Below are 16766 nucleotides of genomic sequence, written 5' to 3' on the forward strand. Positions count from 1 at the left end.
AGTCACCTCACTCGAATTTCAGGTCGACGGAGCCGAGTCCGGCGAACTCGGCGTGGAACTCGTCGCCGGGCCTGGCGTCGATGGCACGGGTGCACGACCCGGGCAGCACGATGTCGCCCGCCAGCAGCCGGACGCCGAAGCCCGCGACCTTCGCCGCGAGCCACGCCACGGCGATCGCCGGATCGCCCAGCACGGCGTCACCCCGTCCTTCGGCGACCACCTCGCCGTTGCGCCGCAACGTGGCCGCGACCGCGCCGATGTCCAGTTCGGACGGACGCACGCGCTCCGACCCGAGCATGAACCCGGCCGACGACGCGTTGTCGGCGATGGTGTCCTGCAGGCCGATCCGCCAGTTCTCGATCCGGCTGTCGATCAGCTCGATGGCCGGGACGACGAACTCGGTCGCCTCCAGCACGTCCTGCACGGTGCAGCCCTCGCCCGGCAGGTCGCGGGCCAGCAGGAACGCGATCTCCACCTCCACCCTCGGGTAGAGGTACGCCGAGGCGTCCGCGGTACCGGCGAGCTGCATGTCGTCGAGCAGGTGGCCGTAGTCCGGTTCGTCGACGCCCATCATCTGCTGCATCGCCAGTGACGACAGGCCGACCTTGTGCCCGATGACGTCGCGGTTGCGGTGGCGGACGTTCAGCAGCTGGATCTCGTACGCGTCGACGACGTCGATCTCGGGATACAGCTCCACCAGCGGTTTGATGGGCACACGGTCGCGTTCCGCCGTGCGCAGCAGTTCGGCGGCCGCCTCCCTGGACTGGATCGTCAGCACCTGGCCTCCTTCGCGACGTGACTTCCCGCCCGGCGACCGGAGAAGACGCAGTCGGCGAGCGCGAGGCCGCTGACGTAGGACTCCGAGCACACGCCGACCGCCGACCTGCCGGCCGCGTACAACCCCGGAACCCCCTGCACCTGGCCCGTGTCCTCGTCCACGACGAGCCCGCCGAGCGTGAGCATCGGGCACGGGTAGCCGAACCCCGCGCGCACCGACACGTTGATCAACGAATAGGGCGGCGTCCCGAACGGCTCGGGCGTCGCGATACCGGCCTTGCGGGCCACTTCCTCGATCGTGGGCGCGGTGACGAGGCCACGACCGAGCAGGTGGCGGACCTGCCAGCGCTGGAACGGCGCGGTCTGCGTCTTCACCTGCGCACGGGCCACCTGGAGGATCTCGTCGTCGACCAGCAGCCACGCCTTGCCGCCCCGCGCGACGATCTCGCTCCCGTTGGCTGCGCCGTACAACCTCGCGTCACCGAAGCGCTGTCCCGCCGAGTCGACCAGGACACCGCGCTGCAAGGCACTGGGCGGTGTGACGAACCGCCACACCGAGATCCTGTCCATCCGCGCGGTCCTCCCCCCGGCGGCGACGCCGAGCCGGATCCCGCCGCCGTCGTCACCGGGCGTGCCGAGCGCGAGTCCGCCGCGGTGGGCCGGTGCGTGCTCGTGCACCAGGGCCCTGTCGGCGATGAAGCCGCCGGCCGCGATGACCACGCCCTGCCCGGCGGTGATCACCAACGGCCGGCTGAACCGTTCGAGCCGTGCGGCCAGCCCGAACAGCCTCCTGCCCAACGGCGGGTAGTACAGCCACGGTTTGGCGCCCGCCTTGGACAACGCGCTGTGCAGGACGCGCGGCAGACCGGTGAGCGCACGGCACCGCACGCCCGTCACGCGGCCGTTCTCCTGGACCAGTTCGACGGCGCGGGTCTGCGGCATGATCCGCACGCCCGCGCGCCGGGTCGCCTCGGCCAGCCGGGTGAAGAACTCCCTGCCCGACGTGCCCTTCGCCCTGGTGCGGTGCCCGCGGGGCGCCGGGTCGGGCCAGGCGTCCTCGCTGCCGGACAGGTAGAGGTAGTAGTCGTCGGTCGGGTACGAGGTCTTGAACGGCGACAGCCGCGCGTCGAACGGCACACCCTGGTCCTCGAGCCAGGCCAGCATCTTCGCGCTGTCCTCGCAGAAGCGCCGCAGGGTCTCCGGCGACACGGCGTCGCGGACCTCGTGCCACAGGTAGGAGTACATCGCGTCGACCGAGTCCGGCACACCCGCCTCGACCTGCTGCCGCGTCCCGCCACCCGCGTAGACGACCCCGCCGGACAACGCGGTCGCGCCCCCGCCACCGAACCGGTCCAGCACCACCACGGACGCACCGGACGCGGCGGCCTCGACGGCGGCGCACGCGCCGGCCGCGCCGAAGCCGATGACGACCACGTCCGCGGTGACCTCCACGCAACCCTCCTGGAACAGGCTCTTGGCCAGAAACAGGTTCTTGGTGAGTCGACTTGCCTGGAACTCCTACACCATAGCGCCAAACCGCCTCAGAACTATAACCTGTTCTAGTCTGAGCTTCCGGGAGGTGCGATGTACGACGTGATCGTCGTCGGCAGTGGCGCGGCGGGCATGACAGCCGCGCTCTGCACCGCTCAACACGGCCTGCGGACCTTGATCATCGAGAAGGCCGCGCACTACGGCGGGTCCACCGCGAGGTCCGGTGGCGGCATCTGGGTGCCGAACAACGCCGTGGTCGCCGCCAACGGCGTCAGCGACTCACCGGAGCGGGCCGGCACCTACCTGGGGCACATCGCGCCCGAGGTCCCCGCCGAGCTGCGCCAGGCGTTCCTGGACGCGGGACCGGCCATGCTGGCGTTCGTCCGCGCGCACACACCGCTGGAGTTCCGCTGGGTCCGCGACTACTCCGACTACTACCCGGAGGCGCCCGGCGGGCAGCCGCGGGGCCGGTCGGTCGAGCCGTTGCCGTTCAGGACGAAGCTGCTTGGCGAGGAGGTCGAGGACCTCGAACCGCCGTACGTGCCGACGCCCGCGGGCATCGTGATCACCCAGACCGACTACCGCTGGCTGACGCTGATCGGACGGCACCCGCGCGGAATCGCCACCGCGGTCAAGGTGTTCGCCCGCCGGTTCCTGCCGGGCCGCCGCCTCACCATGGGCCAAGCGCTGACCGCGGGACTGCGAGCGGGCCTGAAAGCACTGAACGTCGAGATCAGGCTCAACACGGCGATGACCGACCTGCACCACGAGAACGGCCGCGTCGCCGGAGTGCTCGTCGGCGAGAAGCTCATCCTGGCGAAGCACGTGGTGCTGGCGTGCGGTGGCTTCGAGCACAACGAGCAGATGCGCAAGCAGCACCAGAACATCGGTACCGAGTGGACGGTCGGCGCCAAGGCCAACACGGGAGACGGCATCGAAGCAGGTCAACGCGCCGGCGCGGCCGTGGGGCTGATGGACGACGCCTGGTGGGGCCCGTCCGTCCCGTTGCCGCGCGGCCCGTTCTTCCTGCTGGCGGAACGGTCGCTGCCCGGCTGCGTGCTGGTCGACAAGACCGGACGCCGGTTCGTCAACGAGTCGGCGCCCTACATCGACGTGGTCAACGCGATGACCGGCGACACCTGGCTGGTGTTCGACCACTCCTACCGCGGCCGCTACCCGTTCTGCGGCATCCCGCCACGGCGTCCGCTCCCCCGGCGGTGGAAGGACTCCGTCCTCACCGCTCCCAGCCTCGAAGAACTCGCGCAGCAGGCCGATCTGCCGGAACTCGTGGACACCGTACGGCGGTTCAACGCGCTCGCGGTCGCCGGGGAGGACCCCGACTTCCACCGCGGCGACAGCGCGTACGACCGCTACTACGGCGATCCCCGCACCAAGCCCAACCCCAACCTGGCGCCGCTGACCACCGGACCGTTCTACGCGGTCAGGATCGTGCCGGGCGACCTCGGCACCAAGGGCGGCCTGCGCACCGACGCCTCCGCGCGGGTGCTGCGCGAGGACGGTTCGGTGATCGAGGGCCTGTACGCGGCGGGCAACACCAGCGCTTCCGTCATGGGCCACACCTACGCGGGCGCGGGCGCCACCCTCGGACCGGCGATGACGTTCGGATACCTCGCCGGCCTCGACATCACTGGAGGAGAGCGATGACGCAGGACGGTGTGCGGACGATCGACGCGGGCGCGCCGCCGGCCCGGTTCGCGCGCGGCTGGCACTGCCTCGGCCTCGCGAGCCACTTCCGCGACGGCAAGCCGCACGCCGTCGAGGCGTTCGGCACGAAGCTCGTGGTGTTCGCCTCGGAGGACGGCGAGATCAACGTGCTCGACGGGTACTGCCGGCACATGGGCGGCGACCTCACCCAGGGCACGGTCAAGGGCAACACCATCGCCTGCCCGTTCCACGACTGGCGCTGGGCGGGCAACGGCCGCTGCGTCGACATCCCCTACGCCAAGCGGGTCCCGCTGCGGGCGCGCACCCGGTCGTGGATCACGCTGGAGGAGAACAAACAGCTCTTCGTGTGGAACGACCCGCAGGGCAACCCGCCGCCCGAGCACGTCACGATCCCGCGCATCGACGCGGCGTTCTCGACCGAGTGGAGCAACTGGACCTGGGACTCCGTCGTCATCGACAACGCGAACTGCCGCGAGATCATCGACAACGTCGTCGACATGGCCCACTTCTTCTACATCCACTTCGCGTTCCCGACCTACTTCAAGAACGTGATGGAGGGCCACGTCGCCTCGCAGTACCTGACCACGCGCGGCCGTCCGGACGTGGCGATGGGCTCGAACTACACCGGTGACGTGGAAGTCCGGTCGGAGGCCGCGTACTACGGGCCGTCATACATGATCGACTACCTGTGGAACGACTACAAGGGCCTCGAGATCGAGACCGTGCTGATCAACTGCCACTACCCGATCTCGCCGACGTCGTTCAAGCTCCAGTGGGGCGCGATCGTGAAGAAGCTGCCGGGCGTGGACGACGAGCACGCCGACAAGATCGCGGCGAAGTTCGCGCGCGGCATCGGGGTCGGGTTCCTGCAGGACGTCGAGATCTGGCAGAACAAGTCGCGCGTCGACAACCCGTTGCTGTGCGAGGAGGACGGTCCGGTCTACCAGCTCCGGCGCTGGTACGAGCAGTTCTACGTCGACGTCGAGGACGTCAGCGACGACATGGTGCGGCGCTTCGAGTTCGAGGTCGACACGAGCAGGGCGATCGAGGTGTGGGAGAAGGAGGTCGCCGAGAACCTGGCCAGGCAGCAGCCCCAGGAGCAGGCGACGTGAGCGAGCGCGACGAGTTCCTGAAGGGCGGCATGGTTCCCGTGGGCTGCGACTGCGGGAACCGGGTGCTGGTGAAGAAGAACAGCCCGCAGCACACCAGCGTGCAGTGGCTCTCCGACACCAAGACCTGTCCCGAGTTGTGCGGTGCACGGGCCGCCTTGGTGCCGACCTGCCTGCGGTTGCGCGACAGCATCGAGAAGGCCGTGCGCGAGGGGACGCTGGAGGTCGCCGATGGCTGAGGTGCACCGGCTGCGGGTCGACGCCGTGATCGAGGAGACCGCCGACGCGCGTTCGTTCGTGCTGTCGGGAGCTTCGTTCGCGGTGAAGCCCGGGCAGTTCCTGACCGTGCGGGCGGGCGAGGTGGCGCGCTGCTACTCGCTGTCCAGCGCGCCGGGTGAGCCGTTGAAGATCACCGTCAAGCGCACGCCCGACGGGCACGGGTCGCTGTGGATGTGTTCGGAACTGCGGGCCGGCATGGAACTCGACGTGCTGGCACCGGCCGGGGTCTTCACGCCCTCGTCGCTGGACGGGTCGCTGCTCGCGTTCGCCGCGGGCAGCGGGATCACGCCGGTCATGTCGATCATCAGGGCCGTGCTGCACGGCGGCTCCGGACAGGTGTTCCTCTTCTACGCCAACCGGGACGAGTCCTCGGTGATCTTCGCCGGCGAGCTCTCCGAGCTGGCTCGCGCGCACCCGGACCGGCTGACCGTCGTGCACTGGCTCGAATCGGTGCAGGGGCTGCCGCACGGCCTGCGGGCGTTCGTCCGCCCCTGCGACGAGGCGTTCGTGTGCGGGCCGGCACCGTTCATGGAGGCCGCGCGGAAGGCCTTGCACGACGTTCCGGTCGTGCACGTCGAGAAGTTCGTGTCGCTGTCCAGCGATCCGTTCGGCGCGGAGGAGCCGATCGCGGACGACCGGCCGGACGCCGTCGTCGAGGTGTCGCTGGACGGTGAGCGGCACCGGTTCCCGTGGCCCGCCCGGACGAAGCTGCTGGACCTGTTGCTGGAGAAGGGACTCGACGCGCCCTACTCGTGCCGGGAGGGCGCGTGCAGCGCCTGTGCCTGCCGGCTGGTCGAGGGCGAGGTCAAGATGCTCAACAACGACGTGCTCGACTCCGAGGACATCGCCGAGGGCATCGTGCTGGCGTGCCAGTCGGTTCCGGTCACGGACAACGTGAAGATCACCTACGAGTGAGGGGCGCCTGATGCCGATCGATCCTTCCGTCGCCGTCGGCGCGGAGCTTCCCGAGGTCAAGTTCTCCTGGACCGAGTCGGACGTGCTGCTCTACCACCTCGCGCTGGGGGCGACGGAACTCCGGTACGTCTACGAGCAGGGGCTGCGGGTGCTGCCGACCTTCGGCGTGGTGGCGCCCCGCTTCCACGAGACCGCGGCACCCGTCGTGTCGTTCCCCGGTGTGGACATCGACCTCGCGCGGGTGTTGCACGGCACGCAGGAGATCGCCGTGCACTCTCCGCTGCCCGCGTCCGGAGAAGCGGTGCTGCGGACGCGGATCTCCGACGTGTGGGACAAGGGCAAGGCCGCGGTGATCGTGCAGGAGGCGACCGCCGTGACACCGGACGGGACGGCGTTGTTCACCACCCGGTCCAGCATCTTCGCCCGCGGTGAAGGCGGGTTCGGCGGCGACCGCGGACCGTCCGGAAAGGTGGAGGTGCCCGCCCACGAACCGGACTTCCTGATCGAGACCGCGACCCTGCCGCAGCAGGCCTACCTGTACCGCCTTTGCGGCGACCGGAACCCGTTGCACGCCGATCCGGAGTTCGCCGCGCGGGCCGGGTTCGACGCGCCGATCCTGCACGGGCTGTGCACGTACGGGGTGGTGTGCAAGGCCGTCATCGACGCGCTGCTGGACGGGCCGGAGCAGGTGTCGTCGTTCTCGGCCAAGTTCGCCGGGGTGGTGTTCCCCGGCGAGACGCTGACGACGCGGGTGTGGCGGGACGGTACCCGGCTCGTGGTGTCGACCTCGGCCGGGGACCGTCCCGTGCTCTCCGACGCAGTGCTACGCCTGACCGAGGACTAGACCGCTGGTCGGGACGCCGGTGCCGGCGGTGACCAGGACGTGGCCGACGTTCGCGACCTGGTTCACCGCGGTGCCGCGGATCTGCCGCACCCCTTCGGCGATGCCGTTCATGCCGTGCAGGTAGGCCTCGCCGAGCTGACCGCCGTGCGGGTTGAGCGGCAGGTCGCCGTCGAGTTCGAGCGCGCCGGTGCGGATGAAGTCCTTGGCCTCCCCCCGGCCGCAGAAGCCCAGTTCTTCGAGCTGGACCAGCACGAACGGGGTGAAGTGGTCGTAGAGCACGGCCACGTCCACATCGGACCGCGTGATGCCCGACCTCTCCCACAGTCCGCGCGCCACCACGCCCATCTCGGGGAGGCGGGTCAGGTCGTCGCGGTAGTAGCTGGTCATCGTGAACTGGTCGGCGCTGCTGCCCTGCGTCGCCGCCTTGACGTGCGCGGGCTCGTTCGGCAGGTCCTTGGCGCGTTGTGCCGACGTGACCACGAGCGCGACCCCGCCGTCGCTCTCCTGGCAGCAGTCGAGGAGCCTCAGCGGTTCGGCGATCCAGCGCGACGACTGGTGGTCGTCCAGCGTGATCGGCCGGTCGTGGAACCAGGCGTGCGGGTTCGTGGCGGCGTGCTTGCGGTCGATCACGGCGATTCGGCCGAAGTCCTCGCTCGTGGCGCCGTACTCGTGCATGTACCTCTGCGCGAACATGGCGACCATCGCGGCCGGCGTGCCGAGTCCCATCGGGTACGACCAGCTGTTGTCGATGTTGGCGGCGGCCGCCGTCTGGACCTGCCCGAACCGGTGCCCGGACCGTTCGTTGAAGGCCCGGTAGCACACGACGACCTCCGCCGCCCCGGTCTCCACGGCCATCGCGGCCTGCTGGACGGTAGCGCACGCCGCCCCGCCGCCGTAGTGCACCCGGCTGAAGAACGTGAGTTCCGGGATGCCGAGTTCCCTCGCCACCGCTATCTCGGCGTTGGTGTCCATGGTGAAGCTGACCAGGCCGTCCACATCGGACGGTGTCAGCCCGGCGTCTTCGAGCGCGGCTCTCACGGCCTCGGCGGCGAGCTGGAGCTCGCTGCGGCCGGAGTCCTTGGAGAAGTCGGTCGCGCCGATCCCGACGATGGCGGCGTTCACGCGGGCACCTCGATCTTCACGGTCCCGGTGACGTGGTCACCGTGCGCGGTCCGGCCGACGACCTCGATGGTCAGGTCCTGCTGCTCGCGTCCGACGACCTGGCCGAAGAACTTCAGCGTGTCGTAGGCGAAGCAGGGCGCGCCGAGCCGGATGTTCACCTGCCGCACGAGCGCCCGCGGGCCCGCCCAGTCCGTGACGTAGCGCTGGACGAGGCCGGTCGTGGTGAGGATGTTGATGAAGATGTCCTTCGACCCGCGCTGGACCGCGAGATCCCGGTCGTGGTGGACGTCCTGGAAGTCGCGGGTGGCCAGCGCGGTGCTGATCACGAACGTCGGCGTGGCCTCGACGTGCCACTCGGGCAGGGAATCACCGATCCGCACGGGGCCTCCAGCTCGGCATCGTCAACTCGTCGTCGACCTTCGTGAACACGACCTCGACCCGCTGCCCGATCTTGGGTTCGCCGTCGAACTCGCCCAGCATGCGCACGCCCTCGTCCAGCTCGACCAACGCGATGACGAACGGGGTCTGCCTGCCCGGCACCTGCGGGTGGTGGTGCACGACGTAGCTGTAGATCACGCCGTTGCCGTCGGAAACGAGGTACTTCGGTTTGGTGGCACCGCATTCGGGACACATCGGACCCGGCGGATGGCGCAGGAGGCCGCACCCGCCGCAGCGCTGGATGCGGAGCTCGTGCTGCCGGGTGCCCTCCCAGAAGTACTCGGTGTCGCGGTTGACGGAGGGGCGGATGGCCTGTGCCTTCGGCGCCTCGGGTCGTGGTTCGGGTTTCTGCGCGGGTTTGAACTTCAGCACCCGGAAGCGCATCTCCGCCACGGCTTCGTCCCCGACCCACCACGTGCTCCGGGTCGTGACGAACCACCCCTCCCCCAGCCCGGTCCTCTTCGGCCCGGTCACGTCCTCCAGGCTCGTCGTCACGGAGAGGTGCTCGCCGACCTCGAGGTACCGGTGGTAGGTCTGGTCGGAGTTGGTCGCGACCACCGACGTGTACCCGGCCTCGTCGAGGATCGTCATCATCTGCCCGAGCGGGTCGTCGAGTGTCCTTTGGCCGTGCAGCCCGGCCATCGTCCACACCTGCACCATCGCGGGCGGCGCGACGCCGTCGTAGCCGGGATGCTCGTCGCCGAGGGCCTCCAGCCAGTTGTTGATCATCGGCTGGTTGACCGGGTCGCGTGCCAGCCGCGGTGCGCATTCGCCCTGTTCGGCGATGCGGGCGGCCTCCTTCTCGATGTCGATCATCGCACCACCCGCGGTAGTCCGAGCCCGATGTTGGCGATCAGTTCGCGCTGGATCTCCTGCACGCCACCGCCGAACGTCAGCACGAGGTTGCGGCGCGCCTGCACGTCGAGCCAGCGCACCAGGTCCGCCGGGGCGCCGTGCCGTCCGACGACCTCCTCCAGCAGCCGGCCGACGCGCTGGGTGCGGTCGGCGGCGAACACCTTGGTGGCGCTGGCGTCCGCGACCTCCAGCTCACCGCTCGCGACCTGCCAGTTGAGCAGTTCGTTCACGCGGTGGACGGCCCGTACCTCGGCCAGCGCCCGCCGCACGTCCGGTTCGTCCAGCAGCTGCCGTTCCGCTGCCCAGCCGTGGACGCGTTCCACCAGCGCGCCGATGCGCCCGGACGGGCCGAGCATCACGCGTTCGTGGTTGAGCTGGGTGGTGATCAGCCGCCAGCCCTTGTCCTCCTCGCCGACGCGGCGGGATTCGGGCACGCGGACGTCGTTGTAGTAGGTGGCGTTGACGTGGTGCGCGCCGTCGCAGGTGATGATCGGCGTCCACGAGTAGCCGGGGTCCTTCGTGTCCACGATGAGGATCGTGATGCCCTTGTGCCGCGAGTCCGGCTCCCCGGTGCGGCAGGCCAGCCACACGTAATCAGCGTCGTGGCCGCCTGTTGTGAACGTCTTCTGGCCGTTGACCACATAACCGTCGCCGGAGCGGACGGCCTTGGTGCGCAACGCCGCCAGGTCGGTGCCCGCGTCGGGTTCGGTGTAGCCGATGGCGAAGTGCAGGTCGCCGCTGAGGATCTTCGGCAGGAAGAAGTCCTTCTGCTCCTGCGTCCCGTACGACTGCAGCGTCGGGCCGACGGTCTGCAGCGTCACGTACGGCAGCGGCACGTCGGCGCGCGCGGCCTCGTTGACGAAGATCTGCTGCTCGACCGGCCCGAACCCCAGCCCGCCGTACTCCCGCGGCCAGCCGACGCCCAGCCTGCCGTCGCGGCCGAGCCTGCGGACCAGTTCGCGGTAGGTCTCGCCGTGCCGTTCGGTGAGCATCGCCTCGCGTTCGGCGGGCGTCATGACGGTCGCGAAGTACTCGCGCAGCTCGTCGCGCAGCTTCAGCTGCTCGGTCGTGAGGTCAATGAACATCGATGGCCCCCAAGCGGTGCTCCACTCCGCCGACGAACCGCGTCAGCTCCTTGGCCGTGCCGTAGTAGCGGTGCAGGGGGTAGGTGATGTCGAGCCCGAGGCCGCCGTGCAGGTGGTGGCAGGTGTGCACGGCCGGCAACGCCTCCGCCGCGAGCCAGTACGCGGCGGTGTCGAGGTCGTGGTCGTCGAGGCTCCAGGCGGCCGTCAGCGCGGCGAGGTGCAGTGTGCGGGAGGCGATGTAGACGTCCGCGACCAGCGCGGCGGCGACCTGGAAGGTGGCCAGGGGCTTGCCGAACTGGTGGCGGGTGCCGACGTGCTTCACGGTGAGGTCGAGCGCTCCGGCGAGGACGCCGTCGGCGACCGCGCAGGCACCGGCGAGGGCGAACCGGCGGAGGTCGTCGGCCGCTCCGTCGAGCAGCTCGCCGCGAGCGCCCTCGAACACCACGGTCCCCTCCGAAATGGACACTCCGGGGCCTGCCGGGTCGACGACGAACACGCCGCCGTCCGTGCTCACCAGCATTCGCTGCGCCTCGGCGGCGAACGGCACGTTGATCTTCGTGCCGAAGATCCCGTCCTCACCCGCTCTCGTCCCCGGCGCGGAAGGCAGTGGCCTGCCGGGCTCGCTCAGCGCCGCCGTCAGCACCCCGTGCTGCTCGGTCACCAACGGCAGCAACGCGTCCTGTTGCCCAGCGGTGCCGTACCGCGCGATCGGCAGCACGCCCAGCGCGAGCGTGGCCAGCGCCGGCACGTCCACCGCCCGCCGGCCCACCTCGGTGAGCAGCACGGCCGTCTCCAGCACGCCGAACCCGTCACCCCCCAGCCGCTCCGGAACGGCCAGTGCCAGCAGTCCCGCCTCCCCCAGCGCCTTCCAGGGGGTGTCGCTCTCCCTGCCCAGCACGTCGGCCGCCAGCCTGGCGATCTCCTGCTGGGTCTCGTCGAGCTCGAAGTCCATCAAGGCTCCCTCGGTAGACCGAGAATCCGCTCGCCTGCCAGGTTCATCAACACCTGCGTCGTCCCGCCCGCGATGCTCAGGCACCGCGACAGCAAGAACTCGTACATCTCGCCGCTGTCCACGGCACCGTCCGGCCCGAGCAGCTCGACCGCGAACTCGGCGACCTCCTGCCGCTGCCGCACCCCGACGAGCTTGCGCACGCTCGACTCCGCGCCCGGCCCCTGCCCGCTCAGCACCCGCAGGCTCGCCCGCAGGTCCAGCACCGACACCGCGAGTCCCTGCGCCACCAACGCACCCAGCCGTTCGGCGTGGTCGTGAGCCGCCGGGGACTTCAGGACCTGCTCCAGCGGCTCGCCCAGCGACGACCCCATCGCGACGCGCTCGTTGGCGAGCGTCGTGCGGGCCAGGCGCCAGCCGTCGTTCACGGCGCCGACCACGCAGTCGTCCGGCACGAACACGTCGTCGAGGAACACCTCGTTGAACCGCGCGTCGCCGGTGATCTCCCGCAACGGCCGCACGTCGACCCCCGGCGACCGCATGTCGACCAGGAAGTACGTGATGCCCTTGTGCTTCGGCACACCTGAGTCCGTGCGGGCCAGGCAGATCGCCCAGTCGGCCTGGTGCGCGAGCGACGTCCACACCTTCTGCCCGGTGAGCTTCCAGCCGCCGTCCACGCGCACGGCCCTGGTGCGCAACGACGCCAGGTCCGACCCGGCCTCCGGTTCGCTGAACAGCTGGCACCAGGTCAGCTCGCCGCTCAACGTCGGCGGCACGAACCGCTCCTGCTGCTCGGGCGTGCCGTGGTGCAGGATCGTCGGCCCGGCCCAGCCGCCGATGACCAGGTCCGGTCTGCGCACCCCTGCGCGCGCGAACTCGTTGTCGATCACCATCTGCCGCGCGGGATCGGCGTCCCGCCCGTACGGCGCCGGCCAGTGCGGAACCAGGAACCCGCTGTCCGCCAGTCGTTCCCGCTGATCGGCCGGATCCAGTCCCGCGATCTCCTCGGCGAACGCCCGCACGTCCGGATCGGACTCGACCCGGACGGCCAGTGAACGGCGTTCACCCGCCAGCGCCAGTTCCGCCACCCTTCGGCGCCAGAGGGCCACGCCTCCCGCGAGTTGCTGCAACGCCAACGCCCGCCGCAGGTAGCGGTGCGCGTCGTGCTCCCAGGTGAACCCGATGCCGCCCAGGACCTGGATGCAGTCCTTGGCGTTGCGGACCGCCGCGTCGAACGCGACGGCGCCCGCCACCGCGGCGGCCAGCGGGTGTTCGTCCTCGCCGAAGGATCGCGCCGCGTCCCACGCGACCGACGACGCCTGCTCCGCCCGGCACAGCATCTCCACGCACAGGTGCTTCACCGCCTGGAACGACCCGATGACACGCCCGAACTGCTGACGCTGCTTCGCGTACTCGACAGCGGTGTTCAGGCACCACGCCGCCACCCCGCTCGCCTCGGCCGCCATCAACGTGATCGCGAGGTCCGTCGGGTCCGCGACGGCCTCTCCAGGTCCGTCGACCACGACCGACCCGAGTGAACGCGTGTGGTCCACGGCCTCGAGCGGCGTCACCGAGACCTGGTCCGCCGCGACCAGCGACCACCTGTCCGGTCCGAGCAACAGGTGCGTCGCCTCGGCGGCGCCGACCACGTGCCGCGACGAGAACCCGAACCCGGCGATCCCCTCGAAATCGGGCAACAGCACCGACACCAGCGCCGTCGGCAGCAACGGCCCCGGCACCAGGTTCTCGGCCGCGCGCTCCAGCATCACCGCGAGATCGGCGACCGTGCCGCCCTCGCGCGTCACCTCGAAGAACCCGACCCGGACGAGATCGGCCCACTCACCCTTGGCGGCGTCCACGCTGTCGCGCAGCGCTCGCCCTTCCCCGGTCGTGGCGATCGGCATGCGGCCTCCTCACAGGATGTGAAGAAGTTTATAGAACGTGTTCTATTTCGAGCAACAGATCATGGCCGGGAAACCGATCGAGTATGATGCGGAGGCAGCTGCAACACGTTTCAGGAGGATCATCTCCGTGTCACCTTCGAAGTCGCGCACGGACGCGCTCATGGCGGGCGACGAGCTCAGCTCCGCCGCGCAGCGCGAGCGTCGCAAGCGGATCGTCGACGCGACCATCGCGCTGGCGTCCAAGGGCGGGTTCGACGCGGTCCAGATGCGCGCCGTGGCCGACCGCGCGGACGTCGCGCTGGGCACGTTGTACCGCTACTTCCCCTCGAAGGTCCACCTGCTCGTGTCTAGCCTCGCCGTGGAGCTGGAGCGCGCCCAGGAGAAGATGGACCGCACCACCGTTCCCGGCGAGTCGCCGTACGAGCGCGTGCTGTTCGTCCTCGGCCGCATCACCCGCGGCCTGCAGCGCAACCCGCACCTCACCGAGGCGATGACGCGCGCGTTCACCTTCGCCGACGCCTCCGCGGGCGCCGAGATCGACAGGGTCTCGCTGCTGATGGAGTCCATGTTCACCAAGGCGATGAGCGACGAACCGGCCACGGACGAGCAGAAGGCCATCGCCCGCGTGATCAGCGACGTGTGGCTGTCGAACCTGGTCGCCTGGGTGACCCGCCGCGCCACGGCCACGGACGTCGCGAACCGCCTCGAGCTGACGGTGCGCCTGCTGCTCAAGTGACCACGATGCGGGACGGCTGAGCGCGGGGAACACGGGCCGTCCCCGCGGAGTTCCCCCGGGGTGAGCGCCGCGGACGGCGCGATCCGTCCTCACCGCGGAGTCACCAGATGAAGTTCCAGGTCCTCGACATCCTGCCGAACCTCACCAACCCGGTCACCGGGCGGCAGGTCCGCGCCGACGAGCGCTACGCCCAGGCCCTCACGTCCGCCCGGTATGCCGAGGAGTTCGGCTACGACGCCGTGGCACTCGGCGAGCGGCACGCGGGACCGTTCCTGAGCAGCGGCGTCTCCGTCCTGCTCGGGGCCATCGCGGCGACCACGAGCCGCGTCCGGATCCAGACCGGCGTGTCCGTGCTGTCGATCCACGACCCGTTGCGGGTCGCCGAGGACTACGCGACGGTCGACCAGCTGTCCCGCGGCCGCCTGGAGCTCGTCGTGGGCAAGGGCAACCAGCAACAACAGCTGCCGATGTTCGGCATCGAGGACGGCGACCAGTGGGAGTCGTTGCAGGAGAAGTACGAACTGCTCCGCCGGCTGTGGCGCGAGGAGGACGTCACCTGGCAGGGCCGCTTCCGCGGCCCGCTGAACGGCGTGACGAGCCTGCCGCGCCCGTTCGCCGGAGCGCCCCGGATCTGGCACGGCCCCGCGACCACCCTCACCTCGGCCGAGCTCGCCGCCAAGTGGGGCGACCCGCTCTTCTCCGCCAACGCGATCCAGCCCAGGGACAACTACACCGTCCTCATCGACCACTACCGCGCCAAGTACGCCGAACACGGTCACGACCCGCGGTTCGCGTACGTGGCGGCGGGTGCCGGGTTCCTCTACCTCGCCGACACGACCCAGGAGGCCCGCGAGGCGTTCGGCCCGACCTACGAGAAGATCGTCGAGTTCTTCAACCTGCCCGGCAACCACACGCCCGGCAACGAGATGACGTTCGCGACCATCGACGACGCGATCGAACGGGGACCGGTGCTGGTCGGCAGCCCGCAGCAGATCGCGGAGAAGATCCTCTGGTTCCACGAGGGGTTCGGACACGCCCTGCAGTCGTTCAGCCTGCCCACGATGATCCCCCACGAGCAGCAGCTGCACATGCTCGAACGCCTGGCGAGCGAGGTCATCCCCGTGGTGCGCGCCGCCGCACCCACCACGTTGTGGAGTGCCGAGGACCCGTACGGCGGCCGCCCGGCCGTGCACGGGCGCACCACGGCGGACGCGGCGAGCGAGGTGGAGAAGACGCAGACCGCGTCCTGAAGTCCCGTCGGGAGGCGGTAGCGGGCGAGGGCCTCGGAAACGGCACCGCCTCCAGGCCTCTCACCCACGCCTGTCACCGGACGAACTTCCGCGGCACGGACGTCGACACACGCCTAGTTCCGCGGTATGACCCGCGAGTCACTCCGCCGAACGATGCCGGTGCACACGGCCACCACTACCGTCTGTCCTATGAAGACGCTTCTGGTCGTGGTGGCCGTGCTGGCCGTCGTCGGCGGCGGAACCGTCGCCCTGGTGAACCACCTCGGAGGGTGGACGACCCTGACGGGCAAGGCCTGGGCGATCACCTACGAATTGTCGGCCGAACCCGCGCAGACGCTCGTGGACCTCACGTACGCGAAGTCGCCCGACCGCAACCGCAAGGAGACGCCGCAGACCGTCACCGCCGAGAACCCGCTGCCGTGGACGGTCGAGGTCATCATCAACGCGGGCGAGAAGGCACAGGTCTCCGCCACGCCGAAGGGCGACCAGGTGCTGTCGTGCCGCATCCTGCTCGACGGCGTGAAGGAGCTGGCGAGCGCGACCGGGCAGCCCGGTCAGCCGGTCAGCTGCGAGACCGTCACCGCCGCCTGAGCTCAGCCCAGCAGGCCGGCGAACGTCCTGGCGAACAGGTACGCGTCGCCCGGCCAGCGGGCCGACACGTAGTTCTCGTCGCGCACCACGAACGCCGGCGCGTCGTCTGTCGCCGTGCCGCGGCGGGTCAGTTCGACGGGGCCGCGTTCGAACACCGCCCCGGACGCCACCACCTCGTCCTGCACGTAGGCCGGGTAGGTGCGGTAGTACCGCCCGCGCCGCCACGCCGTGAGGTAGAAGGCCGAGCGCTCCATGTACTTCGGCAGACAGGTGGTGCGGCGACCGGCGAGCACGCCCGCCCGCGCCAGCACGAGCGGTCCGTGGCAGATGGCGCCGACGGGGCGGTCCAGCGCCCAGAACGCGGCCACCTTGCCCTGCAACGACGGTGAGCCCAGGTACTGGCGCATGCCCGGTGCATGGCCGCCCGGCAGGACCAGTCCGTCGTACCCGGTGGGATCGACCGCCTCCCACGCGATCGGCGCGCGGTAGGCCGCCGACTCCAGGAGCTGGGCGTGGAACCGCTTCGGTTCCTCCTCGGCGCCGAGCTGTCCGAAGAGGACACCGGTGAGCAGCAGGGGGTCCGCCTGCGCCGGGCCACCCCGTTCGGTCGCGAAGACGACCTCGTGGCCCGCGTCGGTCAACAGGCGCCACGGCACGGCCACCTCGGTGACGTCGAAGTCGCGGTCGGGCAGGGGCATCAGCACGCGCACCCGCACGATCCTGCCAAACGGGAGG

17 protein-coding genes are annotated in these 16766 nt (G+C 70.2%); 8 read left to right on the forward strand and 9 right to left on the reverse strand.

The features are described from left to right. Nucleotides 1–7 precede the first annotated feature (7 nt). Nucleotides 8–778 (reverse strand): 2-keto-4-pentenoate hydratase, encoded by a 771-nt coding sequence (locus tag BMY74_RS27605; protein ID WP_089921233.1) that lies wholly within the window; start codon nucleotides 776–778, stop codon nucleotides 8–10. Then, nucleotides 772–2229 carry an FAD-binding protein gene (locus BMY74_RS27610; protein ID WP_089921236.1) on the reverse strand — a complete coding sequence of 486 codons (1458 nt, stop codon included), beginning with the start codon at nucleotides 2227–2229 and terminating at the stop codon, nucleotides 772–774. Before BMY74_RS27610 ends, BMY74_RS27605 begins: the two co-directional genes overlap by 7 nt. A 132-nt stretch (nucleotides 2230–2361) precedes the next feature. On the opposite strand from BMY74_RS27610, the gene BMY74_RS27615 reads away from it, so the two are divergent. Genes BMY74_RS27615 through BMY74_RS27635 form a run of 5 tightly spaced genes read left to right on the forward strand, consistent with a single transcriptional unit; the run spans nucleotide 2362 to nucleotide 7101 of the window. Beyond that, nucleotides 2362–3933: an FAD-dependent oxidoreductase gene (locus tag BMY74_RS27615; RefSeq protein WP_089921239.1), complete on the forward strand. Its 1572-nt coding sequence runs from the start codon at nucleotides 2362–2364 to the stop codon at nucleotides 3931–3933. Further along, nucleotides 3930–5066 carry a 3-ketosteroid-9-alpha-monooxygenase, oxygenase component gene (locus BMY74_RS27620; RefSeq protein WP_089921241.1) on the forward strand — a complete coding sequence of 379 codons (1137 nt, stop codon included), beginning with the start codon at nucleotides 3930–3932 and terminating at the stop codon, nucleotides 5064–5066. Before BMY74_RS27615 ends, BMY74_RS27620 begins: the two co-directional genes overlap by 4 nt. Continuing rightward, on the forward strand, nucleotides 5063–5302 hold the full coding sequence (locus BMY74_RS27625; protein ID WP_425434863.1) for a hypothetical protein: 240 nt from the start codon (nucleotides 5063–5065) through the stop codon (nucleotides 5300–5302). The genes BMY74_RS27620 and BMY74_RS27625 overlap by 4 nt, the downstream gene beginning before the upstream one ends. Beyond that, complete coding sequence (locus BMY74_RS27630) at nucleotides 5295–6257, forward strand: ferredoxin--NADP reductase (RefSeq protein WP_089921243.1); 963 nt, start codon at nucleotides 5295–5297, stop codon at nucleotides 6255–6257. The genes BMY74_RS27625 and BMY74_RS27630 overlap by 8 nt, the downstream gene beginning before the upstream one ends. A gap of 10 nt (nucleotides 6258–6267) precedes the next feature. Continuing rightward, on the forward strand, nucleotides 6268–7101 hold the full coding sequence (locus BMY74_RS27635) for a MaoC/PaaZ C-terminal domain-containing protein (RefSeq protein WP_089921245.1): 834 nt from the start codon (nucleotides 6268–6270) through the stop codon (nucleotides 7099–7101). Here BMY74_RS27635 and BMY74_RS27640 read toward each other — a convergent pair. Genes BMY74_RS27640 through BMY74_RS27665 form a run of 6 tightly spaced genes read right to left on the reverse strand, consistent with a single transcriptional unit; the run spans nucleotide 7081 to nucleotide 13454 of the window. Next, nucleotides 7081–8223, reverse strand: coding sequence for a lipid-transfer protein (locus BMY74_RS27640; protein WP_089921247.1), 1143 nt, complete (start codon nucleotides 8221–8223; stop codon nucleotides 7081–7083). The two genes, BMY74_RS27635 and BMY74_RS27640, sit on opposite strands and share 21 nt — an antisense overlap. Then, nucleotides 8220–8603: a MaoC family dehydratase gene (locus BMY74_RS27645; protein ID WP_089921250.1), complete on the reverse strand. Its 384-nt coding sequence runs from the start codon at nucleotides 8601–8603 to the stop codon at nucleotides 8220–8222. The genes BMY74_RS27640 and BMY74_RS27645 overlap by 4 nt, the downstream gene beginning before the upstream one ends. Then, nucleotides 8590–9474 carry a bifunctional MaoC family dehydratase N-terminal/OB-fold nucleic acid binding domain-containing protein gene (locus BMY74_RS27650; RefSeq protein ID WP_089921489.1) on the reverse strand — a complete coding sequence of 295 codons (885 nt, stop codon included), beginning with the start codon at nucleotides 9472–9474 and terminating at the stop codon, nucleotides 8590–8592. Before BMY74_RS27650 ends, BMY74_RS27645 begins: the two co-directional genes overlap by 14 nt. Further along, nucleotides 9474–10601 (reverse strand): acyl-CoA dehydrogenase family protein, encoded by a 1128-nt coding sequence (locus tag BMY74_RS27655; protein WP_089921253.1) that lies wholly within the window; start codon nucleotides 10599–10601, stop codon nucleotides 9474–9476. Before BMY74_RS27655 ends, BMY74_RS27650 begins: the two co-directional genes overlap by 1 nt. Continuing rightward, nucleotides 10591–11553, reverse strand: a complete 963-nt coding sequence (locus BMY74_RS27660; RefSeq protein ID WP_089921255.1) for an acyl-CoA dehydrogenase family protein — start codon at nucleotides 11551–11553, stop codon at nucleotides 10591–10593. The genes BMY74_RS27655 and BMY74_RS27660 overlap by 11 nt, the downstream gene beginning before the upstream one ends. Further along, nucleotides 11553–13454, reverse strand: coding sequence for an acyl-CoA dehydrogenase family protein (locus BMY74_RS27665; RefSeq protein WP_089921258.1), 1902 nt, complete (start codon nucleotides 13452–13454; stop codon nucleotides 11553–11555). The genes BMY74_RS27660 and BMY74_RS27665 overlap by 1 nt, the downstream gene beginning before the upstream one ends. 160 nt (nucleotides 13455–13614) lie before the next feature. On the opposite strand from BMY74_RS27665, the gene kstR reads away from it, so the two are divergent. From kstR to BMY74_RS27680, 3 genes are all read left to right on the forward strand, one after another. Further along, nucleotides 13615–14190 (forward strand): cholesterol catabolism transcriptional regulator KstR, encoded by a 576-nt coding sequence (gene kstR / locus BMY74_RS27670; protein WP_245786411.1) that lies wholly within the window; start codon nucleotides 13615–13617, stop codon nucleotides 14188–14190. Between the two features lie 107 nt (nucleotides 14191–14297). Beyond that, complete coding sequence (locus BMY74_RS27675) at nucleotides 14298–15440, forward strand: LLM class flavin-dependent oxidoreductase (protein ID WP_089921260.1); 1143 nt, start codon at nucleotides 14298–14300, stop codon at nucleotides 15438–15440. Between the two features lie 189 nt (nucleotides 15441–15629). Then, nucleotides 15630–16031, forward strand: a complete 402-nt coding sequence (locus BMY74_RS27680) for a hypothetical protein (RefSeq protein WP_089921262.1) — start codon at nucleotides 15630–15632, stop codon at nucleotides 16029–16031. Nucleotides 16032–16033: 2 nt separating this feature from the next. Here the strand turns inward: BMY74_RS27680 and BMY74_RS27685 are convergent, their stop codons facing one another. Then, a complete protein-coding gene (locus BMY74_RS27685) occupies nucleotides 16034–16741 on the reverse strand; it encodes a type 1 glutamine amidotransferase domain-containing protein (RefSeq protein WP_089921265.1) in 708 nt (235 codons plus the stop codon). Between the last annotated feature and the right edge of the window lie 25 nt (nucleotides 16742–16766).

Source organism: Lentzea albida, from assembly GCF_900111005.1.
In the GTDB taxonomy this organism is placed as follows: Bacteria; Actinomycetota; Actinomycetes; order Mycobacteriales; family Pseudonocardiaceae; genus Lentzea; species Lentzea albida.

Excerpts from the sequence above, each read along its gene's own strand:
- BMY74_RS27615 (WP_089921239.1), top strand. The coding sequence starts at position 2,362 with ATGTACGACGTGATCGTCGTCGGCAGTGGCGCGGCGGGCATGACAGCC.
- BMY74_RS27620 (WP_089921241.1), top strand. The coding sequence starts at position 3,930 with ATGACGCAGGACGGTGTGCGGACGATCGACGCGGGCGCGCCGCCGGCC.
- BMY74_RS27630 (WP_089921243.1), top strand. The coding sequence starts at position 5,295 with ATGGCTGAGGTGCACCGGCTGCGGGTCGACGCCGTGATCGAGGAGACC.
- BMY74_RS27635 (WP_089921245.1), top strand. The coding sequence starts at position 6,268 with ATGCCGATCGATCCTTCCGTCGCCGTCGGCGCGGAGCTTCCCGAGGTC.
- BMY74_RS27655 (WP_089921253.1), bottom strand. The coding sequence starts at position 10,601 with ATGTTCATTGACCTCACGACCGAGCAGCTGAAGCTGCGCGACGAGCTG.
- BMY74_RS27660 (WP_089921255.1), bottom strand. The coding sequence starts at position 11,553 with ATGGACTTCGAGCTCGACGAGACCCAGCAGGAGATCGCCAGGCTGGCG.
- BMY74_RS27665 (WP_089921258.1), bottom strand. The coding sequence starts at position 13,454 with ATGCCGATCGCCACGACCGGGGAAGGGCGAGCGCTGCGCGACAGCGTG.
- kstR (WP_245786411.1), top strand. The coding sequence starts at position 13,615 with ATGGCGGGCGACGAGCTCAGCTCCGCCGCGCAGCGCGAGCGTCGCAAG.
- BMY74_RS27675 (WP_089921260.1), top strand. The coding sequence starts at position 14,298 with ATGAAGTTCCAGGTCCTCGACATCCTGCCGAACCTCACCAACCCGGTC.
- BMY74_RS27680 (WP_089921262.1), top strand. The coding sequence starts at position 15,630 with ATGAAGACGCTTCTGGTCGTGGTGGCCGTGCTGGCCGTCGTCGGCGGC.